At 31.0% G+C, this 24681-nt stretch carries 24 protein-coding genes; 8 read left to right on the forward strand and 16 right to left on the reverse strand.

Translation table 11 applies throughout. The features are described 5' to 3' along the window. Positions 1–232: 232 nt before the first annotated feature. The 3 genes from K292_RS0113230 (at position 233) to K292_RS0113240 (ending at position 2403) form a co-directional block, all read left to right on the forward strand. Positions 233–799, forward strand: a complete 567-nt coding sequence (locus tag K292_RS0113230) for a biotin transporter BioY (RefSeq protein WP_027400226.1) — start codon at positions 233–235, stop codon at positions 797–799. Between the two features lie 128 nt (positions 800–927). After that, positions 928–1350 carry a YbaN family protein gene (locus tag K292_RS0113235; protein WP_084146017.1) on the forward strand — a complete coding sequence of 141 codons (423 nt, stop codon included), beginning with the start codon at positions 928–930 and terminating at the stop codon, positions 1348–1350. Between the two features lie 105 nt (positions 1351–1455). Then, positions 1456–2403, forward strand: a complete 948-nt coding sequence (locus K292_RS0113240) for a DMT family transporter (protein WP_027400228.1) — start codon at positions 1456–1458, stop codon at positions 2401–2403. Positions 2404–2461: 58 nt separating this feature from the next. Here K292_RS0113240 and K292_RS0113245 read toward each other — a convergent pair whose 3' ends face one another. The 7 genes from K292_RS0113245 to K292_RS17250 all read right to left on the reverse strand — a co-directional run bounded on the left by K292_RS0113245 (position 2462) and on the right by K292_RS17250 (position 11303). Then, positions 2462–3850: a citrate/2-methylcitrate synthase gene (locus tag K292_RS0113245; RefSeq protein WP_037373222.1), complete on the reverse strand. Its 1389-nt coding sequence runs from the start codon at positions 3848–3850 to the stop codon at positions 2462–2464. Between the two features lie 227 nt (positions 3851–4077). Next, a complete protein-coding gene (dapB, locus tag K292_RS0113250) occupies positions 4078–4845 on the reverse strand; it encodes a 4-hydroxy-tetrahydrodipicolinate reductase (protein ID WP_027400230.1) in 768 nt (255 codons plus the stop codon). A 123-nt stretch (positions 4846–4968) separates the two neighbouring features. Beyond that, a complete protein-coding gene (locus K292_RS0113255; RefSeq protein ID WP_027400231.1) occupies positions 4969–5757 on the reverse strand; it encodes a hypothetical protein in 789 nt (262 codons plus the stop codon). 269 nt (positions 5758–6026) lie between these two features. Next, positions 6027–6863, reverse strand: coding sequence for an undecaprenyl-diphosphate phosphatase (locus tag K292_RS0113260; RefSeq protein ID WP_027400232.1), 837 nt, complete (start codon positions 6861–6863; stop codon positions 6027–6029). A 322-nt stretch (positions 6864–7185) separates the two neighbouring features. After that, the gene (locus tag K292_RS18045) at positions 7186–9720 is read right to left on the reverse strand and encodes a M56 family metallopeptidase (protein ID WP_051280748.1); all 2535 of its coding nucleotides are present in this window, start codon (positions 9718–9720) and stop codon (positions 7186–7188) included. Positions 9721–9724: 4 nt separating this feature from the next. Continuing rightward, the gene (locus K292_RS0113270; protein ID WP_027400233.1) at positions 9725–10111 is read right to left on the reverse strand and encodes a BlaI/MecI/CopY family transcriptional regulator; all 387 of its coding nucleotides are present in this window, start codon (positions 10109–10111) and stop codon (positions 9725–9727) included. A 256-nt stretch (positions 10112–10367) separates the two neighbouring features. Then, the gene (locus K292_RS17250) at positions 10368–11303 is read right to left on the reverse strand and encodes a hypothetical protein (protein WP_037373224.1); all 936 of its coding nucleotides are present in this window, start codon (positions 11301–11303) and stop codon (positions 10368–10370) included. 95 nt (positions 11304–11398) lie between these two features. Here K292_RS17250 and K292_RS0113280 point away from each other — a divergent pair, with 95 nt between their 5' ends. Next, complete coding sequence (locus K292_RS0113280; RefSeq protein WP_027400234.1) at positions 11399–12391, forward strand: glycosyltransferase; 993 nt, start codon at positions 11399–11401, stop codon at positions 12389–12391. 2 nt (positions 12392–12393) lie between these two features. Here K292_RS0113280 and K292_RS0113285 read toward each other — a convergent pair whose 3' ends face one another. From K292_RS0113285 to K292_RS0113295, 3 genes are read right to left on the reverse strand one after another with little or no spacing between them, the layout of a single operon-like run. Beyond that, positions 12394–13038, reverse strand: coding sequence for an IspD/TarI family cytidylyltransferase (locus K292_RS0113285; protein WP_027400235.1), 645 nt, complete (start codon positions 13036–13038; stop codon positions 12394–12396). A gap of 17 nt (positions 13039–13055) precedes the next feature. Continuing rightward, complete coding sequence (locus K292_RS0113290) at positions 13056–13925, reverse strand: glycosyltransferase family protein (RefSeq protein WP_027400236.1); 870 nt, start codon at positions 13923–13925, stop codon at positions 13056–13058. Positions 13926–13984: 59 nt separating this feature from the next. Beyond that, positions 13985–14554 carry an N-acetylmuramoyl-L-alanine amidase family protein gene (locus K292_RS0113295; RefSeq protein ID WP_027400237.1) on the reverse strand — a complete coding sequence of 190 codons (570 nt, stop codon included), beginning with the start codon at positions 14552–14554 and terminating at the stop codon, positions 13985–13987. Between the two features lie 369 nt (positions 14555–14923). On the opposite strand from K292_RS0113295, the gene aroF reads away from it, so the two are divergent. Both aroF and K292_RS0113305 read left to right on the forward strand, forming a co-directional pair. After that, positions 14924–15934 carry a 3-deoxy-7-phosphoheptulonate synthase gene (gene aroF, locus K292_RS0113300; protein WP_027400238.1) on the forward strand — a complete coding sequence of 337 codons (1011 nt, stop codon included), beginning with the start codon at positions 14924–14926 and terminating at the stop codon, positions 15932–15934. 22 nt (positions 15935–15956) lie between these two features. Next, positions 15957–16787, forward strand: a complete 831-nt coding sequence (locus K292_RS0113305; protein WP_027400239.1) for a prephenate dehydrogenase — start codon at positions 15957–15959, stop codon at positions 16785–16787. 113 nt (positions 16788–16900) lie between these two features. On the opposite strand, the gene K292_RS0113310 is transcribed toward K292_RS0113305, so the two are convergent. Continuing rightward, entirely contained in the window at positions 16901–17893 is a 993-nt protein-coding gene (locus tag K292_RS0113310; RefSeq protein ID WP_027400240.1) for a YeiH family protein, read from the reverse strand. 118 nt (positions 17894–18011) lie between these two features. On the opposite strand from K292_RS0113310, the gene K292_RS0113315 reads away from it, so the two are divergent. Then, complete coding sequence (locus K292_RS0113315) at positions 18012–18890, forward strand: LysR family transcriptional regulator (RefSeq protein ID WP_027400241.1); 879 nt, start codon at positions 18012–18014, stop codon at positions 18888–18890. Positions 18891–18941: 51 nt separating this feature from the next. Here the strand turns inward: K292_RS0113315 and K292_RS0113320 are convergent, their stop codons facing one another. The 5 genes from K292_RS0113320 to K292_RS0113340 all read right to left on the reverse strand — a co-directional run bounded on the left by K292_RS0113320 (position 18942) and on the right by K292_RS0113340 (position 21956). Next, positions 18942–19499: a hypothetical protein gene (locus K292_RS0113320; RefSeq protein WP_027400242.1), complete on the reverse strand. Its 558-nt coding sequence runs from the start codon at positions 19497–19499 to the stop codon at positions 18942–18944. A 164-nt stretch (positions 19500–19663) separates the two neighbouring features. Next, on the reverse strand, positions 19664–20335 hold the full coding sequence (locus K292_RS0113325; RefSeq protein WP_027400243.1) for an NAD(P)H-hydrate epimerase: 672 nt from the start codon (positions 20333–20335) through the stop codon (positions 19664–19666). Positions 20336–20353: 18 nt separating this feature from the next. Then, positions 20354–20848, reverse strand: coding sequence for a DNA-deoxyinosine glycosylase (locus tag K292_RS0113330; protein WP_084146024.1), 495 nt, complete (start codon positions 20846–20848; stop codon positions 20354–20356). A gap of 26 nt (positions 20849–20874) precedes the next feature. Next, positions 20875–21258: a fluoride efflux transporter CrcB gene (gene crcB / locus K292_RS0113335; RefSeq protein ID WP_027400245.1), complete on the reverse strand. Its 384-nt coding sequence runs from the start codon at positions 21256–21258 to the stop codon at positions 20875–20877. An 11-nt stretch (positions 21259–21269) separates the two neighbouring features. Further along, positions 21270–21956, reverse strand: a complete 687-nt coding sequence (locus K292_RS0113340) for a Crp/Fnr family transcriptional regulator (RefSeq protein ID WP_051280752.1) — start codon at positions 21954–21956, stop codon at positions 21270–21272. A gap of 148 nt (positions 21957–22104) precedes the next feature. Between K292_RS0113340 and K292_RS0113345 the strand changes: the two genes are divergently transcribed. Then, a complete protein-coding gene (locus K292_RS0113345) occupies positions 22105–24642 on the forward strand; it encodes an FAD-dependent oxidoreductase (protein WP_027400247.1) in 2538 nt (845 codons plus the stop codon). Positions 24643–24681: the final 39 nt, after the last annotated feature.

Consider the following 24681-nt stretch of genomic DNA (forward strand, 5'->3'; position numbering starts at 1 on the left):
CTTTTAATGTTTTTAATTGTCAACTTGCTATTTATTTTAAGTTGACAATCTCTTATATTTATCATATAATCTGAAAGACAGAAAAAGCAAATTAGGAAATCAAAGATTTTAATGCTTTCTATTATATCTATTGACTGTTATAGAATCTGATTTTTTCAATTATTTATTACGTCAATATCTTAAAGTAAATTTTTTCAATTATAATTATTATACAAAGAAGGAGTTAATCAACATGCAAACATCAACTAAATCAAACATTCGCACATTCCCTATTATACTTTGTGCTTTATTTGCTGCACTTACTGCAGTATGCTCTGCCATTTCGATTCCTATTCCCTTTACACCTATCCCTATAAATCTAGCTACTCTTTCAATTTTTCTTGCAGGAGGCCTATTAGGTGCAAAATGGGGCACAATAAGTCAAGTTGTTTATGTGCTGCTCGGTGCTATAGGTTTACCTGTATTTCATAATTTTACAGGAGGTTTTGGCATAATTGCAGGGCCTACAGGGGGTTACATTGTTGGATATATTGCAGCAGCATTTTTAATAGGTTATTTAACTGATAAATTTATTTTCAGCAAAGATAATAAAACATCAGCTATTTATGTTAAATTAATACTATCAATGGTTGCAGGAGGTATATTATGCTACACCTTAGGTACTATATGGTTTATGAAATTAACAGGTACTAGTCTCATTCCAGCACTTTTATCATGTGTAATCCCATTTTTACCGGGAGATTTAATTAAAATTTTAATTGCATCATTCCTAACGAAAAGGTTAAAAAATTTCTTATAATAATAATTTCCAATAAAAGTTTTATAAAAAGAAAATATATATAAATTTATGTTTACCGTAAGCCTGCTCTTAATATATAATATATTTAAAAAATTGAAAAGTTAAAATATTAATTATATGGAGTTATAATGGAAAATAAGACAACTGACTTTGAAAACAAAAAGAAAAACTGTAATAAGATAGCCTTAGAACCTAAAAAGATTATATTAATCATTTTAGGTTCTTTCTTCTTAATTCTAGGCTCAATTGGAATTTTTCTGCCTTTATTACCAACAACTCCTTTTGTATTGTTAGCAAGTATTTGTTATGGAAGCAGTTCTCCAAAGCTCTATGATAAGCTAAGATCATCAAAATATTTTGGACCTTTTATAGAAAATTATAAATCTAAATCAGGTATTCCAAAAAATGTTAAAGTTAAAGCAATCAGCTTTTTGTGGATTACTCTTTTAATATCAGCTATCCTCTCTAAAAAACTTTTTATTCACTTGATATTATTAATTGTAGGTATTAGTGTAACAATTCATATTTGTCTATTAAAAACAAAGAAATAAAATTAAAACAATTTTTTAGCTTAGAAATTGCACCTATTTTACTTTTTATGTATAATATATTAATTAACTTTAAGAAAAGTATCTAGTTATTAGGAGATGTATATTATGAATAAAAAAAGGATAATAGGAAATATTTTACTACTTGTAACAGCATTAATCTGGGGATCTTCCTTTGTAGCACAAGTAAAAAGCATGGAAAACATAGGGCCTTTCACATTTGTTGCAATAAGAAACTTCATCGCTGCTGCATCTCTTGTACCTGTAATTTTTGTTATGAATAAAATTAAGAAAAGTAATATCACCTCAAATGAGTGCGATGAATTAATAAATGAGGAATCAGAAAAATCAAAGACAGCAAACAGAAAAACTTATATTATCGGAGGTATATGCTGCGGAATACCCCTATTTATGGGATCAAGCTTACAACAAATAGGTCTTCTTTATACATCTACAGGAAAAGCAGGTTTTATAACAACCCTTTATATTGTCATTGTTCCTATAATCGGTCTTTTCTTACATAAAAAAATCAAAAAACAAACTTGGATAGGTATAGCCTTAGCAACAATAGGTCTTTATATGCTCTGCGTAAAAGAAGGATTTTCTATTGACTTTGGTGATTTTATAGTATTTATCGGCGCTTTCTTTTGGGCTAGCCATATACTTATCATTGATTATTTTTCTCCAAAGACAGATGGCATAAAGCTTTCTTGTTTCCAATTTATATTCTGCGGTATTTTTGCACTACTGCCTGCATTTATTTTTGAAAACATACTCTTAGATACAATTTTATTAAGTATGATTCCTATTTTATATGCAGGAATAATGTCATCCGGTGTAGCTTATACACTACAAATTATAGCGCAAAAAAATACAGATCCTACAATTGCATCATTACTCCTTAGCACAGAGGCAGTATTTGCAACTATTTGCGGCTTTTTAATTCTAAATGAGAGATTAACGTTAAGGGAACTCCTTGGCTGCTGTATTATGTTTACAGCTGTTATAATCACACAGCTTCCGGAAAGAAAAGTATACAAACTTGAAGAAGAATAGACAATAAAATAAGGTAATAAGACATTTTTACTTATCACCTTAAACTTTTGATTAATTACTAACGTTCTTTAATTGGTACATACTCACGTCTGTCTGCTACACTCTTGTAGGCCGGTCTGATAATTTTTCCTGAATTTGTCAATTCTTCTATACGATGCGCACTCCAGCCTGAAATACGTGCAATTGCAAATATTGGTGTGTATAACTCAAGAGGCAAATCAAGCATATTATAAACAAATCCACTATAAAAATCTACATTTGCACTTACGCCTTTATAAATTTTACGTTCCTCTGCAATTACTTTTGCTGCCAGTTTTTCAATTAGTGAATACAATTCAAATTCTTCTTTTCTTCCTTTTTCTTCGGATAAACTTTTTACAAATTTTTTAAATATATTTGCTCTTGGATCTGATAAAGAATATACTGCATGACCCATTCCATAAATCAATCCTGCTTTGTCAAAAGCTTCTTTTCTCAATAGTTTTAATAAATAAGCAGAAACCTCATCTTCATCTTTCCAATCAGATACATGTTTCTTTAAATCATCAAACATCTGAACAACTTTAATATTTGCTCCGCCGTGCTTTGGACCTTTTAAAGAGCCCAACGACGCTGCAACAGCTGAATAAGTATCTGTTCCTGATGAAGATACAACATGAGTTGTAAAGGTAGAGTTATTTCCTCCTCCATGTTCAGCATGAAGCACTAAAGCTACATCCAAAATTCTTGCTTCCAATTCCGTATATTTACAATCAGGTCGTAACATATATAAAATGTTCTCTGCAGTTGACAATTCAGGCTTTGGAGTATGAATAAAGAAACTGTCACCTTCAAAATAATGTCTATATGCTTGATATCCGTAAACTGCCAATAGGGGAAATACTGATGTAAGCAGTAAACATTGTCTAAGTACATTTGGTATAGAAATATCATTTGCTTTTGTATCATACGCATGTAAAGTCAGTACGCTTCTAGCCAGAGTATTCATCATATCTGCATTAGGAGCTTTCATAATAATATCTCTAACAAAACTAGTTGGCAGGGTTCTATATTTTGCCAACAGTTTTTGAAAATTTATTAAATCTTGTTCTTTTGGCATTTCCCCAAAAATAAGGAGGTATGTGATTTCTTCAAAACCAAATCTTTTTTCTTTAATAAATCCTTTTACAATTTTTTCAATATCATAACCACGGTAAAATAATTTGCCTTCACAAGGAAGCTTTTCACCCGTTGAAGTATCAAAGGATTGTATTTCAGATATTTCTGTAAGACCTGTTAATACTCCATTTCCATTTACATCTCTTAAGCCTCTTTTTACTTCGTACTCTTTATAAAGCTTAGGATCAATTTTACTGTTTGTTAAGCATAAATCCGTTAAATTTAATATTTCTTGAGTTATCTCTGAATACTTGCTGTCAAGAGTATTAAAACTTGTTTCTAAAATCATTTGAAACCCCCCTATTTTTTTGTATATTTAATCTATTTTTGCTATAAGATTCTTCTTTTTTATTTTATATTTTGCTATTATTTACCTATAAATATTTATCTTTTTTTAAAATTGTATAATTAAATAGTATACTATAAAAAGCCTTGATTCACAATATATTATTGCATATTAGACTCCCATATATTCTAAAAGAACTGTAGATCTTCTCAGTTTTTAATATTTACTGTTTAAATGCCTAAAACATCTTTCATATTATATAATCCTGGGGTCTTATCATATAAAAAACGAGCTGCAATGCAGGCGCCTCTTGCGTAACATTCCCAATTATAAGCATGGTGCGTTATTTCCAGTCTTTCTCCCATACATCCAAAGATTACCGTATGACTGCTTGGTATGTCTCCTGATCTAACAGAGTGATAAGCATTTTCTTTTAATTCTATTCCACTGGCTTCTTTTATTGCTTGTCCCATTTCCTTTGCCGTTCCGCTTGGAGCATCTTTCTTATTTTTGTCATGCATATCTATAATTTCAATATCAGCCTTACTGCCTAATGCTGAAGATGATATTTCAAGTAATTTACTCATTAAATTAACAACAAAAGATGTGTTGGCTGAAAATAAAACAGGTATTTCTTTTGAAGTGTTATGAATAATTTTTATTTGTTCTTCTGAAAATCCAGTAGTTCCGCAAACATAAGCTTTTTTATATTTTTCAGCTAAAGATAAAACTTCCATAGACAATTCCACTGTAGAGAAATCTATAATAATATCACATTGTTCTATTGCAGGTTTACCTTCTATTTTCGTTTCTAAACTATCAATAACAGGAGCTTTTATATCATATCCAAGTCCTGCAACCTGACCTGTGTCTTTCCCGATATAATCTCTTCCTTTTGTTCCCAGAGTGGCAATAATTTCTATATCATCACTTTCAGCAGCCACCTTTACTATAAGCCTGTCCATTTTCCCCTTAGGAGCTGTAATAATCACCTTCATAATCTACCTCCTCATTAATCAAAATACCATTACCAATTTCTTCTTATAGTATATATCAATATCATTAATTTACAATACTTGCAAATATATTAATATCCTCTGCTTATTATATAAAATTTTAATCTATAAATAATAGCTTATATACCTTTTGCTTATGGAATCTGCTGCAATTAATCCCATTGCCATTGTATAGTCATATAATATTTTTTTATTAATATTATTTTGAAAAAATTCCTGGTCTTTATCTAATATCTTTTGAGCCTTGATTAAACTATTGATTTCTTCATCAGAAACGCTGCTTTCATCTTTTCTTACAGATTCATTATATCCTGGACCTGTAACAACATAATCCGTTACGTTGCCATCCTTATCTAATTTTAGTAAATAACTATCTTCAAAAGTAGATAATTCCCCATTGTATCCATATCCTTCAGACAAAGATTTCTCTAATTTAGAATGATTTTTTTGCCATAGATAAACCTTCCTTAAAACTTGATCTGCAAAGGTTGAATCTGCTTCCATTTTTGAGGCCAACTCATCTGGTATTATAATAACCATTTTTCTGTTTTCGGTACCTTTCCATGAACTTAATACATCACTGTCCATAGAAGAAACATCATGACCAGATGATTGCCAAGAATTAAGCACATCAGCTGTTGTACTATCATCAAAATATTTCCACGAAGGGAAGTCATTTCTCACCCAGTCTTCATGTGATATATTACAATTTCCAACTTTGCATGACACATTATATGTTGAAAAGAGATTCTGAAATAATTCACTAGCTGAATTACTGCATGTTTTTTCATTTAAAATATCCCCAAAAGAAACAGAAGACGTATTTTTTCCACTATTCATTCCGTTTATATTCGCTTTAGTTAAATCTAAATCATTTACTGAATTTATTCTCATAGTTACCCTTTACCCCCTAATATATAGTCAATAAAATAATTTAAAATATATAAGTCAATCTTTACATTATTTCTATTTTATCATACTAGCCAAACATTTTCCACTAGCTACTGATGGCAGCGTTTTTCCTATTTTTAATCTTTTTAATATAAAATAAAAACTGTAAATCAATTGTATAATTTACAGCCTTTAATAACTATTATTAAAATATATTAAATTTATCAAGAATTGCTTTGCTTCTAATCTCAAAACAATTTCACAAATTAAAATTATGAGATTAGATAATTATTTAATGCAAAATATGCGATTACAATGATACCAAGTACAATTCTATACCACCCAAACACTTTAAAGTCATGTTTTTTAATATATCCCACTAAGAATTTTATTGCTAATATTGAAACAACAAAAGCCACAACCATACCGGTAATCAAAATAATAATTTCATTGCCGGTAAAATCAAATCCGAATTTTACTAGTTTTAAAAGACTTGCTCCAAACATTACAGGGATAGCTAAAAAGAATGTAAACTCTGCTGCTATGGTTCTTGATGTCCCTATTAATATGGCACCTAGAATTGTAGCACCCGATCTTGATGTTCCTGGAATCATAGAAAGAATTTGAAATAAACCGATTATAAATGCGGTACTATATGTAACCTCTGATAATTTATTAATTTTAAAAACTCTATGTTTATTTCTATTTTCTATTACAATAAATAATATTCCATATACAATTAATGTAACTGCAACAGTTTGGTAATTATAAAATAGTTCATCTAATTTATCATCAAATAATAATCCTATTATTGCCGCCGGCACACATGATACAATAATTTTAAACCATAATGATATGGTTTCTTTTTCAAGCCTTAATCCACCTTGTGATGAAAAAGGAAAGAGTTTTTTCCAATATAGTACAACTACGGCCATTATTGCGCCAAGCTGTATAACTACACGAAACATTTCCATGAAAGACTTACTCACATTTAGTTTTAAAAATTCATCAACTAAAATCATATGTCCCGTACTGCTTATAGGAAGCCATTCTGTAATCCCCTCAACAATACCAAGAACGATAACCTTTAAAATCTCTATTATTTCCATTAATTAATACCTCCTCATATCCTAATTTCATATTTTAACATATTTTTTGTTTCTATTAAACTAAATAATTTCTTAATATTTTTATTTGCCTTTTTCTGATTTTAAAACTTGCTTAATACTAATATGCATTATTTAAAGCACAATTAATCATATATACACTGTAAAAAACAAAATAAGCATCTCATCTGCGATAGACAAGATACTTATTAATGTCCCGATATTCAATTTGAAAAGGATATATGTATCTAATTTCTGTGTTTAAGATATTATTGGCTGATCATAACTCTAATAGCTTATTTCAAACAATGAAAATAAAGTTCTTTTACCTTTTTACTGTAATACTTTTTGCTATTTCTTCCATTCTTTTATCGCCCCACGAAGAGTCATAGCACAGTGCATAAGCATATTCACTGTTTTTAGGAATTAAATAAATACATGTATCAAACAAATATGAAGTGTCTTTTAAATTATCTGTATTCATATATTTTATTTTAACTTTTACAGCAGAGTATTTATATCCTTTTAATTTTTCAATGTTTATTATTTCTGTATTCTTGCCATTGAATTGAGAGATTGACTTTGATGAATTATATGGTAAAATTTTTAGATTTCCAATTTGCTGTTCATCGCATGATACATGTGTAAAGCTGACAGATTGATTATCTAAAGCTGTTGCCAGCCATTCAATTGGCATTGAAAAAGTATATAATCCCATATCTAAAGACTTCCAGTCAGACGTATCGGAATACTCTTCCATATCTATTTGAGTTTTGCAGTTCGTTACGACAATACGCCCATTTTCCTTACTAAAAGTAATACATTCAACACCTTTATACAGAGACCCTGTGGAATCCGTATAGTAATAAGTAATTACTGCATTTTCTTTCTTTAAAGCTATGTCATAACTTACTACCCATGGACTTGACCATCTGATTACAAAATTATCTGGAGAAAACTGCTGCGAGCGGAAATCCTCCTGCATTTTCTCACTCATAATGTCGTATCGCATCTTCCCATCTCTTGTGCACCAAGCTTCTGCCCAAATATGGGCAAGATTATATTTTTCATTGAAAGTCCATGTTCTTCCCCAGTCTGAAGTTTCATATTGCACCATGACATCTGTAAAGTTACCATTCATGTCATTAATATGAAATATAACCGGCAAAATACCTTTTGAGCCATTGAAAACGGCAGATAAGGGAGTAGCATAGCGGGTTATACTTTTAAACGATTCTGATATCTCAAGATAACATTTCTCCCAAGTTTTACCCCTATCTTCTGTACGATATACTATAGGATTAATATCCGTATCATATCTAAATGAAACAAAACCTATCTTTTTATTGGCAAATCCAACACCTGTTACAACACGTGAATAAATTTCATTCGTATTGCCTATTTCTTCCCAAGTTTTACCGCCATCTGACGTTTGGAAGATTCTGTTTTCCTCATGACCCATAGCAACATCACCTGCAATAAGTAACCATCCTTCATTCTTTGTAGTAAAACCTATATATTTTTGTATATTATCATTATTTACTATATCAGTAACTTCATAACTGCTCCAACTTTCACCTTCATCATTACTGATTAATACTGAAACAGGCATATCATTATAACCTCCGTATGCAACTGCTGTTACTGTACTTGATATATATATATCTTTTTCTTCTAAATATGAGTTTTTATCCTCATAATTCAATAATTTTATATCTTTACCCACTTCAAGAGGTACTACAACATTATTTTTATTACCATAAGAGATTATAATTTTATCATTGTCTATATAATATTCATTAGAATTGATAAGATCAATGTTATCAATTGCTCCTTGTTTCTCATTGCTGTCATTGCTCACACCGTAACTTAAAGATCCCCCTGTAACCATTACGATTATTATTATTGCACATAAGGTTATAATGCCTCTGCGTTTTTTGTTCATATCTAAAATGTTCTCTAATCTTTCTTTCATAGTTTTTTTACCCCCATAAAAATAAGTGGAAAATGCTGATTGATGTTTATTTTCATTTTGTACAGCTGATAAAATCGTTTGACTGTATCGTTTTCTGAATACTGTATCAGAATGTTTTATTAACTCATAGTCACAAGCCATTTCAAGATCTCTGTTTGAAATTCCCCTTAAAAGATATACCATAGGATTAAACCAATGCACTGCATTTGCACATACAAACACTAGCTTATACCATATATCTTTTCTTTTATAATGAATAAGCTCATGTTTTAAAATAATTTTCAGTTCTTCATACCCATAATCTAAATTTGGCAAGCAAATAAAAGGTCTTAAAAATCCTGACATCATGGGACTTTTTATTTTCTTGCTAGTAAACAATCCAACATTGCGGATAATTTTCATTTCACTTTTTACTTCCTCAAAAATCTCTATGGCTCGTTTATCTCCAATAAATCTTGAAAATCGAAGAACCGATCTTTTAAATACAATATATCCTATCATATAATAAAGTATAAATATAACAGCGCCGGTAGTCCATACAGCAAGGATTATTTCTTCCCATTCTATATTTTTATGCGTTGCTTCGGAAAGAACTTCTGTATCCTGCCAAGCATCTATTTGATTATTTTCTTGATGTACAAATGATACGCTCTGCAACGGCCGTTCAATATCCATGTTGTTCAAATAAGGGATTATCTCTGCTTGAGTTTGCGGCAAAGATATGTTAAATGGAATCAGCAAGCGAAGTGCAAGTATAAGCCATATCCAGTACCTCCATTTCACCGTATAATTTCTGTGAATCAAAGGCATTAAAAGAAGCAATAACGCTATAACCAAAGAAACTGTAAGTGAAACTTTTGTTATATTGATAAAAAAAGCTTGCATAAAACTATTCCTCCTCACCTGCCTTATCAATAAATTCTCTTAGTTCAGCAAGGTCTTTGGCACTTATTGATTTGCTTTTATAAAGGGATGAAACAAAGGCTGTAAGAGAATTACCATACATTTTTTCTAAAAAAGATTTACTTTCGCTTTCCAGATAATTTTGTTCATTGATAGCAGCAGAATAAATATTAATCTTTCCCTGACGTGTACTCGTAATAAATCCCTTTGCTGTGAGACGCGCAAGAAATGTTAAAATAGATGTTATTTTCCATTCCTTTCTATTTTTTAATTTTTCCTGAATATATGCAGAAGTAACCGGTTTATTTGCTTCCCATATAATCATCATAATTTCCAGTTCTGAATCAGGCAGACGTTTTATCGATTTATTCATACGATTTCCTCTTTCTCTACAATTGACGAATATATTATATTTATATTCTACATATGACGAATTTAAATGTCAACATTATTTATCTAAAATTCTTTTATAATTAAAAACTCTGTTTGCTCTTTCAGTTAGAAACTCTGAATTCTGCCAATTATTAATATAATTTTATTATCATTCCTCACATAAAAAAGGAGTATAGCTGCACTATATCTCCTTTTTTACGTTTGGGCAATGGGACTTAACCTTTTTAAAAATATGGCTATATATCAAAATCAATATTTCCCGATATTCTAACAGTCATATATACATATCTGTAAGGTTCAACATAAGGATCACCAATAAATTCATTATTAAAATTATTCCTAAATTCATTATTAGATTTATTACCAAACTCATCATCAAATTCATCATCAAATTCATCATCAATTAAATCATATTTATCTAAACTAGGATTGTAAGGTCGATCGAAACAAAAATCACTGCATGGATTGGAAAAGTCATTATCACACGGGTCATAGAATTCATCCAGACAAGGATCGAATTTTTGTTCAAAACAAATGTCATCATCATCACAGATATCATCGTAAAAATCACAACATGACGGCTTTCTTAGGAATAAATCCACTGGATATGCTTTCGCTTTTATAAAAATCTGGCTGCAACAATCCGGTTCACAAATAAAGTCCTCACAGCATAAATCCGACTTGCAGTTATACAGATGTACTTGGCTGTAACAACTAGCGCCTGCATTAATATAATCTTTTGGTCTGCTTGCTTTTAAAGACTCTAAATATGTTTTTGGACAATCTTTTACTTTCAAAGCTCGATCATTTATATCAAATAACTGTAATTTGAATTTAAATTCGTAATAAATTTCCATATTCCAACAATTTCTTTCATGTGAAGATGGAATAATGTCTATTACTTTCACAGAAGTTATGCAAAAACTACCTTTTAAAATTTCAGCATATACAGCCTCTTCCGGTGCTAATACAGGCTCCCCAGGTGTAATAACTCTTCCAAAGCTCTTGCAATTTTCATAAGACGACACAATTATACAGTCATTACATTCTTTTGATACTATAGGTCCTACTGTAATACAGTCTTTAAAAATACATCTCTCAAACATATTCAGATTTATATTTGAAGAATTATTGCAACAGCAACGATATTTTACTTTATTATTGCGAGACAAAAAAATCCCTCCTTTACTCATTATTAAAACATTTCTCATATATACTATGTACATATGAGAAACGTTGCTACTCAAAATTTAAAAGGGGGATTAAATTGAAAATTTTATTATGTATAAGAAAGGACTATCTCACTAATATGGCAGGGGATTCTGTTCAACTGCTGAAAACAGCTGAATATTTAAAGGAAAAAGGTTTATTTGTAACTATTAATGACGGAACAATACTAGATTATACGGAATACGATATTATCCATTTATTTAATCTTACAAGACTTAGTGAAACATATAAATATTTTAAAATTGCACAAAAATTTAATAAGCTCATTGTATTAACACCCATATATTGGGATATAAGTAAATTTTATAAATATGTGAACGATATTCAAAACATAAAGCAGTGGGAATATGAAAAACAGTTCAGGCAAGAAATAATAAAAGGATGTACACTTATATATCCTTCAAGTATGCTTGAAATGGAAGCATTAGAATTAGATAATGAAAATAATTTCCCCTATGAAATTATTTATAGTGGTGTATCAGAAAATAATATAACAGCATCCGAGTCTTTAGAAATGTCACAAAAAATCAATTCCGTTAAGCCTTACATCCTATGCGCCGCAAGAGTATGCCCCAGAAAAAATCAATTATTATTATGTCAAATGGCAAATGAACTAGATATCAACGTAATACTTGCGGGAACTACAAATTCAAAACAATATTTAAAAAACTGCCTTACCCTGCCAAATGTTCATTATTGGGGTTTCGCAAATTATAATCAATTACGGTATTTATACCAAAATGCAGAGCTGCACATACTATGCAGCTTCGTTGAAACTCCAGGGCTTTCAAGCCTTGAAGCAGGCTATTTTGGTACGAAAATTATTTCCACACTTGAAGGAAGTGCTGTGGAATATTTTAAAAATATGGCGGTTTACTGCAACCCTTATGATAGATACGACATAAAAAACAGTATTAGTACCTCACTTACTCAAAAAAATAATCCTGGTCTTAAAAAGCATATAGAAGCTAATTTTTTATGGGAAAATTGTCTCTCAAAATTATATAAAAGTTATTTCAATTTACTTTAAGATTACATATTTTCATATATTAATTCAGCCATTTTTATGTCGAGAGGATTCGTAATTTTAAAGTTACCTTCTATACTTTTTACTAACTTCGGAAATATACCCAATTCATTGAAAACAAGTTCCGAATCCTCAATATAATTTTTCCCTACAGCTAATTCATGTGCTTTTTTTAAAACAGTGGTATTAAAAATTTGAGGTAAATGTATGCTAACTAAATCATTTCTGTTTAAATAATATCCATCTTTATGGATTACTGAATATATCTGCTCGCTATATGGAACTATAGCATCACCTTCCATTGATATCAATTCTTGTAAATATTCTTTTGTCACAAAAGGTCTGGCAGCTGCCTGAATAATAACTCTTTCTTCCATACAATATTTAAGTGCATTATACACAGACTGCTGTCTGGTTTCACCGCCATCAACACAAATGATATTTTCAAAATTATATTGCTTTAGTATATTTTGAAATATCTCTCGCATACAAGGTATTACTGCAATTATAATTTTATTTATACCTTCTATTCCATACAACATTTCCACACTATGAATAAAAAGCGGTTTTCCTCCAAGTGACATGAACTGTTTTGGATATTCAAGCTCTGTTCTTGATCCTTTACCCGCAGCTAAAATTATTGCATCCACTTTGAACAGCACCCCTTTTATTTATATGAATTACAAATATCTTTTAATAAATCCGCTGTAACTTTTGCTGAATTTCCTCTTAAATTCCCGGGAAATATTCCTTCAATAAAATTTTTCGTTTCTGTATCCAGTCCTTTTCTAGCCGCAAATCTTACAGCTTCCCATAATTCATCAATAGAATTAGCGTGATATCCAATTTTATTTTTATATATCATTTCAGTAAAAGTATTTTTATTTATTGCTAACACTGCTTCTTTTACAAGCCAATCTGGAAATACAACAGGAATATCAAGGGCAAATGCTTCGTAAATAATACTACTGCAATCGCTGATAACAACGTCAGCCCAATCAAATAAATCTAAAGTAAAAACTCCTTTGTTATTAAATGGGTGCAAAGATGACACAAATTTAATATCAGGCGGAACGATTTTAATACTTTCTATAAGCCTAGGATAACTTGACCGCACATCTTTTAAATTAGTATTATGTGTCGGTGCATAAAGAACATGAATAGTATCGTCTTTATCAAGATGTTTTTTTCTGTTTTTAAAAATATAATCTAATTTTGAGAATCCATTAATAAAGATTTTTTCTTCATCAATTCCTTGATAGATTAGTTTTTCTTTCCAAAATGGTCCAGATACAAATATATAATCATAATCTTTAACCTGCTTCCCATCTCTCCACCCCTTATCTCCTATACCATGAGACATAAAAGAAACAGATTTATGTGATGATTCAATGAAAAAACTTATATTAAGCATTTCAGGCTTTATGGCAATTTCTTTTGTAGCTTGTGGTAAATATTCTAAAATCGGATCAATAATACTGTCTAATAATTTATCGTAGGGTGGATTACAATATATAAAATTAACTCCTTTAAACACGTCTATCCCCTCTTCTATTGCTAATAAGGCGATCGTATAGATCGCCTTTACTTTGGCTTTTATTGCATTAATCCATAGTACATAAGTATCCCATTATATATACCTTGAGCAAAGCTCTGAGGATCTGTAGAAAGTAAATAGGCATCTGTAGGATTAGTAAGATACCCCATTTCCACCAAAACAGCCGGCATATCAGTATTTCTTAATACATAAAGTCTCTGATTAGTCATAACACCTCTGTTAGGTAACCCGGTCCTATAATTTAATCCTTGTAAAATACGTGTTGCCATATAATACGCAGGACTTTCCAACATATATACATAAGCTTCACTTCCGCTAGCTTCCACAATGTTACTTGCATTAGCATGTAAGCTTATAAAAAAATCAGCTCCCCAATTATTTGCACCATCAGTTCTAGCCTGCAAGCTAGTTAAAGTACTTGTTCCCAATTGTTCTGTAGGAGAATTTCTTGATAACCTTGCTTCAAAATTAGGATTATTATTAAGAAGCTCTGCTAATCTGACACCTACTTCATAATTCACATCTTGCTCTATGACTCCGTTTGCTTCTGCACCTGCATTGGGATTTACAGGATTATGACCTTGGTCAATAAATATTTTAATCGCCATAACATTACTCCCATTCTTATTTAATTTTTTAATTGTTATATATAGCCATTATATGAAGAAAATAAAAAATGGTTATATTTACTCATTTACTATTTACAAAATATTTTAATTGTGCTATGATGGTAAAAATTATCTTAATTAGTTTTGGAGATTAAAATGACAAATTGTATTTTTGCAACTGAATGGTATTACGTTAGCTTTATTTCTTATTATTGGAATAAGGCTTATTTGAGTTTCACCGCAAAAATGCACTGTTATTCTTCTTAAACTGATTAAAATTCTAAGAGAAATAATTGGGCTCCGTAGTGAAATTCACTACGGAGCTTTTTTAGTTTAACAAAATATAGTTAAAAAACGGAGGAATAAAAAATGATAGTAATCTTAAAAAACGATTCAAATGAAAAACAACTAAATAATCTTATTACTTGGTTAAAAAGTTTAGATATTGATATTCATTTTTCAAAAGGGAAAAATACAACTATTATGGGGCTCATAGGAGATACCGAAGTTGTGGATATTGATTTAATCAACGCATTGGATATTGTGGAAGATGTCAAGAGAATTCAAGAGCCTTATAAAAATGCTAACAGGAAATTTCATCCAGAAGATACAATCGTAGATATAAACGGTGTGAAAATAGGGGGCGGAAATTTTCAAATTATAGCAGGGCCATGCTCCGTTGAATCTGAAGAGCAAATTTGTTCTATTGCAGAAAGTGTAAAAAAATCCAGAGCAGGGCTGCTCAGAGGCGGTGCTTTTAAACCCCGTACCTCTCCTTACTCATTTCAAGGGATGAGAGAAAAAGGCATAGAATTACTTTTAGAAGCTAAAAAAGTTACAGGCCTTCCTATTGTCACAGAAATAATGGATCTATCTCATCTTCATTTGTTTGAAGAAGTAGATATGATTCAAGTAGGGGCAAGAAATATGCAAAACTTTGAACTGCTTAAGGAACTTGGTAAAACAAATAAACCTATTTTATTAAAGCGAGGTCTTTCAAGTACTCTTCAAGAATTCTTAATGAGTGCCGAATACATCATGGCAGGCGGTAATGAAAATGTTATTCTTTGTGAAAGAGGAATCCGTACATTTGAAACGGCAACAAGAAACACTTTAGACCTTTCCGCAATTCCTTTATTAAAAACTATGACACACTTACCAATTATTGTTGACCCAAGTCATGCTACAGGACTTTCTAAGCTGGTAAAACCAATGTCTCTTGCTGCAACAGCTGCTGGTGCAGATGGATTACTTATAGAAGTTCATAATGATCCTGTTCATGCTCTGTGTGATGGTCCTCAGTCATTGACACCGGAAGCTTTTGATGATTTAGCAAAATGCGTAAATAATATTTTACCATTTGCATTTAATGACAAATAAATTAATTTGGAAGGAGAAAAGAATGAAAGTTGGAATTATAGGTTTGGGACTTATTGGTGGTTCTATTGCAAAAGCTATTAAACAAAATACTGACAACACAGTATATGGGACAGATATTGTAGAGTCAGTTATATATAAAGCACAGTTATTAGAAGCAATTGACGGAAAACTTGAAGAAGATATGATTTGTGGGTGTGATCTAATAATAATAGCTCTCTATCCAAAAGATACGATAGATTTTATTAAGTCACACGCTGATCAATTTAAGGTAGGCTCTATTATTCTCGATTGCTGTGGTGTAAAAGATATAATCTGCGAGACGGTAAAACCCATTGCTGAAGAAAAGGGATTTACCTTTATAGGTGCTCACCCTATGGCAGGAATAGAATACTCAGGTTTTGAACATTCTAAAAAATCCTTATTTAAGAATGCATCAATGGTATTAACACCTTTTACTAATACAAAAATTGAGATTATGGATAAATTAAAAAAACTTCTCGTCGCTTTAGGTTTTACAAATGTTCAAATAGCTTCTCCAAAAGAACACGACAAAATTATCGCCTTTACTTCCCAACTTGCTCATGTAGTCTCCAGTGCTTATATAAAAAGTCCTACCGCAGAAAAGCATAATGGTTTCTCTGCAGGAAGCTACAAAGATTTATCAAGAGTTGCAAAATTAAATGAAGATATGTGGACAGAATTATTTTTATTAAATAACGAAAATCTGGTTTTTGAAATTGATTGTATAATTGAAAAGCTCAGTCAATATCGTAATGCCATAAAAGACAGCAATGAAAAAGAACTATGGAATTTACTAAATGAAGGAACTGAAAGAAAAATTTCTATCGGTTAATACACTGCTTATTTCTTAAAGTACTTTGCAGTGCATAAGATTGAGTATTGCAAAATACTTTAAGAATTTACAAAAATCAAATAGTAAGCAGATAGCTTTATCAAACATATGATTTAAATATTAAATAATATCTTTTGAACCACAAGTGAAGTAACTGATAAAACAAACCAGCAAATAAGACCTAATAGTATTGGCTTTGTACCACTTTTTATAAGCTTTATCAGATTAGTATTTAATCCGATTGCAGCCATAGCCATTACTATAACGAATTTCCCTATTTCTACCAAAACTTCGCTCATACCTGTTGGAAGTGAATAAAAGGTATTAATAACTGAAGCTATCACAAACCCAAGTACAAACCACGGAAAGATTTTAACAAAACTATAACTTCCCTTCTGATCTTCCATTAATCTTTTTGAAGTATAAAAAGCAAGCACAAGTGTTATAGGTACAATCATTAATGTTCTCGTCAGTTTAACAATAACTGCTAAATCTCCTGCTGCATTACTAAAAGAGTACCCTGCTGCTACTACTGATGAAGTATCGTTAACTGCTGTTCCAGCCCATATTCCAAAGCTTTGATCACTCATCCCAAATACATGACCTAAAAAGGGGAATAAAAAAGCAGCAATAACATTAAATAAAAATATGGTAGAAATAGATCTTGCTACCTCTTCATCATTTGCATTAATCACAGGTGCCGCAGCTGCAATGGCAGATCCACCGCATATTGCCGATCCCACACCGATTAGAGTCTTTGTATTCCCATCTAATTTTAATGCTTTTCCTGCTAAATATGCAGTTAAAAAAACTGATGTCAAAGTAAATATCATTAAAACTAATGTCAGTTTTCCCACCTTAAAAACATTATATAAATTCATATTAAATCCTAATAGTATAATAGAATATTGTAATAATTTTTTCGAAGTATATCTAATTCCCTCATTAAATTGCTCTGGTCTTTTAAGAAATGCTAAAAGCATTCCGAATAAAATACCTAAAACAGGACTGCCTATAATTGGGAACTCTTTTCCAAGCAGCCAGGCAGGAACAGCAATTACAGCAGCAAGTCCTATACCAGGCAGTTTATTTATAATAGTGTTCAATTTTGTATTCCTCCTTTTTCTTTCAATCTTATATTACACCTTGACCATTTATAAGTAAAATAGTATTATTTAATTGTAATAATAAGTGATTACTTATTTATGAGGAGGAGGATTTAATTTGACTTTAAGACATTTTAAAATATTTGTTGCGGTATGTGATAAAATGAATATGACATCAGCCGCAAAATCTCTTTTCATGTCACAATCAGCTGTAAGTCAAGCCATTGCAGAGCTTGAAAAATACTATGGTGTTCGTCTTTTTGAAAGATTATCAAAAAAACTTTATTTAACACAAGCAGGGGAAAAATTATTAAGTTATGCATGCCACATTATCAGCATCCATACGGAAATAGAAAGTGATATGAAATTACTTCATAAAAACAGTTTTGTTCGAATTGGTGCCAGCGTTACAATAGGAACCTATATATTGCCTAAATTAATTTCAACTTTTAAAGAAAAAAATAATCAATCTCATATTGAAGTCTTTGAAAACAATACACAGATAATTGAATCCATGATTCTTCATGATCAAATTGATATGGGAATTGTGGAAGGAGAGCTTACATCATCAGATATCATATCTAAACCCCTTATGGATGATGAATTAGTTCTGATATGCGGGAAAGCACACTCATTTGCTAAAAGATCAATAATAGAACCAACTGCGCTTGAAAAAGAAGAATTTATTATTAGAGAAAAAGGCAGCGGTACCCGTAAAACATTTGAAGATATTATGACTGCAAATCAAATAAAATGGAAAGGTACGTGGACATGTAATAATGCAGATACTATAAAAATGGCTGTAATTGAAAACTTAGGCATCTCTGTTATTTCCAGACTTGCGGTACTAAATGAAATTAGAGCAGGATTACTCTATGAAATACCAATTAAAAATATACAATTTAAAAGGCAGTTTAAAATAATATATCATAAAAATAAATATTTAACAGAAACGATCAATGAACTTATAGAATTGTGTATGAGAAAATATAGTTAAATTAAAAGAAGTAATAAAAAACGAATGATTTTTAAAAAATAAAATATTTTATTATGGATAGATAATATTTTCCTCTACATCATAGGCTTTAAATTGTAGATTAGTTAAAATATTATCTGTATCTGTAATTGTAAAGAAAAAAGTATTATTTATTGTTTTTATTATAGTATTTTTTACTATTGTATCATTGTTTAATAATGTAACTTTTTTAATATTAGGATCAAATATTTTCCCTCTAAATAAATAATAATCATTGTTTTTTATTGTAGTTATTTTCATTAAATCATATATATAAGATGACTCGGTTTCAAAATCAAGAAAACAGCATAATCTTTTATATGACCACTCATCATTATTTTTAGAAATACATGCAACTGATAAAGCGTTATCTTTAGTTATAAAAATTAGTTTTTCAGAGTCTTTAATTGATTCAATATACAATATATCATTTTTTGTTAATCCATTATCTTTTAATCCAAGTTCAAGTGTGTCTTCATACTCGTTAGAGCTAATAAGTGCTGGATTTTGTGTATAATTTAAAATGAATGATATAGATATAATAACAATTATAAAAGTTAATATAAAAACTAAAAAGTATTTATTTCTCATTTATAGCCCTTTCCGGAAAAAATATATTAATTATAATCAGTTAAAAACAATACATAACCCCCCTTTAATTATAGCAATTTGAACTGACTCCAAAAGTTAGACCTAAAAATTCAACTTTTAGGAGGTTACCTAAATTTAGGGGGGATTTTTGTTATTTTCATTTATTACTTATTTAAAAATTCATAACATGATTCATTAATTCCAATATCAACGCACACTGTCTCTCCTAAATGAAATGCCAATTCTTTCATAACATGAGCAGGTTTACAGCTGTCAAAGGCTATTGTATAATCTGCATAGACAGCCTCTAAATCCACTTCACCCGTATCACCATTTACACCGCTTGGGATATCCAATGCATAAACCTTGGCTTTGGAACGATTTATTAATTTAGCTGCTTTTCTTGCGTTTTCTCTTAAAATTCCATGAAATCCTGTTCCGTAAATAGCATCAACAATAATATCCGCTTCATCAAGGGATAACGAGTTCTCATTTTCCTCTTCAATATTTGTAATCTCAATTTTTAATTTTTTTATAAGCTCATAATTTTTTACGGCATCTTCAGTTAACGGCTCACCATCAACTAATAATACTTTAACATGTGAACTATATTGAAAAGCCTGCCTTGCAACTACAAATCCGTCTCCCCCGTTATTACCCTTACCACAAAAGATTAAAATCTTTTTATTTTTCAGAGTTTCTCTTGATTTAATAAAATTCAAAGCTTGAGTTCCTGCATTCTCCATCATTTCATAATAGGATAAACCGCGTTCAGCTGCATTTTTTTCTATTTGTTTCATTTGAGATGCGGTAACTACTCTTTTTAAATTATTCACATAGATTCCCCCTTTTTTCTACAAATAAAGTTTAATCTGCCTCCATTTTTCCATAAATTCAGACTTTGCCTGCTGAGCTCTGTTAGCAGGACTTGTAGACGGTAAATAAATCGCCTCCCTTCCTACTCTTTCCGAACATTTCTTGTTAAACAGCTCCGTTGCTGCTTTACCCGTTGTAAAAATAGCTTTAATCTTAGAATTATTTAAAATATCATGAAAATCATTGACCTTAGCATTTTTTATACTTTCATCCCTTGCTCCTTTTATTTCGCAGCTAGCCAAAACATCCCAAACAGCTATTTTGTTTTTTATTAGAAATTCCCTGCGCGCATCAGGACTGTTTTCAGGCTCATCATCCTCCAAAACTTGTGCTAAAGTCTTCCAAAAAATATTTTGAGGATGACCGTAATAAAAATTTACTTCTCTTGATTTAGGTGATGGCATACTCCCTAAAATCAGTATCTTTGATTCTTTATTATAAATGGCATCCCAAGGATGCTCTATGTATTCCATTTTAATTACCTCTGTTTTCAACACTATTATAATAAAATTCTACCCATTATTGTTCTCCCAATCAAAACAAAAATGAGACAAATAACCACATTTAATACTATATTACATACAGCAATAAAAGTCTTTCCACAAGCAAACAAAGTTATTGTTTCAAGGGAGAAAGATGAAAAAGTAGTAAAGCCTCCACATACTCCAACCATTAAAAATAATTGAAGGCTGCTTCCGAAATTACCGCTTTCAAGGAAATATTTTTCTGCCATTCCTATAACCAGTGCACCGATTACGTTAACTGCAAGAGTATTTATAGGAAATATTACAATAGGATATAACCTCCCATTTAACAATCCCAGTGAGTACCTGCCTGCTGCACCGATAAAACCTCCAAGTCCTACAATTAAAATATTTAACATTTCAACTCCCATTACATCATTTTCATTAATTTTTCTCTGTCTAAAAGTTTAATCCCTCTTCGTGAAACACTTATCATACCCTCACCTGAAAAATATTTTAACATTCTGGATATGACTTCCCTTGCACTTCCTAAATGATCAGCAATTTCCTGATGTGTCAATTTAATAATATCTGATTCCTCAAGGCTTGATTGCTCTATGAGAAAAATTGCCAGCCTTCTGTCAAGCTTCATAAACAAAATCTGTTCCATTATCCACATAGCTTCAGAAAACCTCATAGAAATCAATTCATTCATAAAGGAAGATGCCGCCGTATTTTCCTTTGCAATTTTATCATATACAGAAGGGTTTACAATTAACAGTTCCATTTGGCTTTCTGCTTCTACTTGTATTTCAAAAGAAATATTTTTAACAATACAAGAAGCTGAAAGAATACAAGTATCCCCTTGTAAAAGTCTAAATAAGGTAACTTCTTTGCCTTCTTCAGAAAGTAAATAAACTCTTAACCTTCCCCTTTTAATCCCAATCAGTCCGGTACAATTCTGACCTCCGCCATGAATATGCTCACCTTTTTCATAATTACGCAGATTTGTATTTCTGGCAAACTCATCTTTTTCTGCTTCGGTAAGATCCTTCCAAAAAGGAAATATCTCTTCTAATAGTTTAAAATCTAATATTCCCATATATCTATCCTCCATAATTTATTCTCCTATGTACTATCGTATTTGTCAAGTAAATGTGACTTTATCACTGACCAAATTTTTATTTCCTAATAAAATGGGTACAATAAAAGAGATTGTTATTAAAAAAACAAATTTATAATAAAACTTGATGGGAGATTTTGATATGAGTAAAAAAGTAGTAATTATTGGTGGAGTTGCCGGTGGAGCAACCACTGCTGCGAGATTAAGAAGATTGGACGAATCTTTGGAAATTATCATTTTAGAGCGTGGCGAATACATTTCTTATGCAAACTGTGGTCTACCATACTATATCGGAGATGTTATCAAAGAAAGAGAAGCTTTATTGCTTCAGACTCCGCAAGTGATGAAAAGTCGATTTAATATCGATGTAAGAACAAGTAATGAAGTCGTTTCTATTGATAAAAAACAAAAAAGTGTTGTTATCAAAAATGTAAAAACTCAAGAAGAATATGTGGAAAACTATGATACTTTAGTTATAGCAACTGGTTCTTCTCCTTTAAAGCCTAACATCCCTGGTATAGACGGTCCTGGAATTAATACACTATGGACAATTCCTGATACAGATGAAATAAAAGCCTTTATAGAGCAAAAAAAGCCTAAAAGAGCTACCGTTATAGGCGGCGGATTTATAGGTCTTGAAATGGCAGAAAATCTTCACGCATCAGGATGTGAGGTAACACTTGTTGAAATGCAAGATCAGGTTATGGCACCAGCAGACTATGAAATGGCACAGCTTCTTCATGAAAATATGAGAATGAATAATGTGAACTTGTTATTAGGTGACGGTGTAAAATCTTTTTCACATAACAATGGAGTTACAACTATAGAACTTCAAAGCGGAAAAACTATTGATACAGAATTAGTTATTTTATCCATTGGAGTAAAACCTAACAGTCAGCTGGCAAAAGATGCAGGATTGACATTAAATAAACGAGGCGGAATTGTTGTCAATAAAAATTTAAAAACTTCTGACCCTAATATATATTCTGTAGGTGATGTAATAGAAGTTGAAGATTACGTATTAAAAAATCCTACTATGATACCTCTTGCAGGTCCTGCCAATAAACAAGCAAGAATTTGTGCAAACAATATTTTTAAAGAAACTCACGGAGCTAAAGATAAGCTGGAAGAATACAAGGGTACTCAAGGAACTTCTGTTGCAAAAGTATTTGACTTAACTGTTGCAACTACAGGTATAAATGAAAAAACATTGATTAAAATGGGTAAAAAAGTAAATAAAGACTATTATGTTGCTCTTATCAATCAAAAGTCACATGCAGGATATTATCCGGGAGCAACCCCTTTAACCCTTAAATTATTATTTGATCCTTCAGGTAATATATTTGGTGCGCAAATCGTTGGCTTAGAAGGTGTTGATAAGAGGATTGATGTAATCGCTTCTACTCAGCGTATGGGTGGAACTATTCACGATTTATGTGAATTAGAACTAGCTTATGCACCTCCATATTCTTCAGCAAAGGACCCTGTAAACATGGCAGGCTTTGTAGCTGAAAATATATTAAATGGCTTAGTATCATTTACTTCTTGGGATCATATAAAAAAAACTCTGAACGAAAATCCAAGTAAACAGATTATCCTTGATGTTGGTGAAGATGCTGAAAGGATGGCTTTTGAAATTCCTAACTCTTATCATATACCACTTGGTCAGCTTCGTCAGCGTTTATCAGAATTGGATAAAGATAAATTAATTATACCTTACTGTGCAATCGGAGTAAGATCTTACAATGCAGCTAGAATACTTATGAATAGTGGATTTAAAAATGTAAAAGTTTATCCAGGAGGAACTACACTTTATAAATCTGTTTTTCACGAAAATACGGAAAAAAAAACGACTGACACATCAGCTTCTGTAAGTAATAAGAAAGATAGCAATGAAAGTAATGAAAAGAAAATAGATTTAAATAATATAGTTGCAAAAAAAGTCTTAGATTGCAGCGGTCTTCAATGTCCCGGACCTATAATGCGTGTTTTCAACACAGTAAACGAAATTGAACCCGGTGATATTATTCAAGTTTCCGCTACAGATATGGGATTTGCTCGTGATATTGATGCTTGGTGCAAGCGTACAGGAAATACACTTGTTAAATCTGAAAGAATAGGAAAAGAAAATATTGTATATATCCAAAAAGGAACAAATAATAATGCAGATACCAATAGCTCGGGTACTCCTTCTGGGGCTGTATCAATTCCGCAAGGAAAAACGATAATTGTATTCAGCGGTGATTTAGATAAAGTTTTAGCCTCCTTTATTATTGCCAACGGTGCAGCTTCATTAGGAAGACCTGTAACTATGTTCTTCACTTTCTGGGGTTTAAATGCTCTAAGAAAAACAGAAAAACAAAATATAAAGAAACCATTTATCGAGAATATGTTCGGCTCCATGATGCCAAGAGGAACAACTAAATTATCTCTTTCAAAGATGCATATGGGCGGCATGGGAACTAAAATGATGAAAAAAGTAATGAGAGATAAAAATATTGATTCTCTTGAAGATTTAATGAAACAGGCAATGGCAAATGGCGTAAAATTAATAGCCTGCACCATGTCTATGGATGTTATGGGCATTACAAAAGATGAATTAATTGATGGTGTAGATTTTGCAGGAGTTGCTGCTTATTTAGGTGATGCAGAAGAATCCAATGTAAATCTATTTGTTTAATAAAAGAAAAGAATAAAAGAAAACCAGAAAACGTCAGCT

Origin of the sequence: Anaerovorax odorimutans DSM 5092, assembly GCF_000426305.1 — a bacterium.
Lineage (GTDB): Bacteria > Bacillota > Clostridia > Peptostreptococcales > Anaerovoracaceae > Anaerovorax > Anaerovorax odorimutans.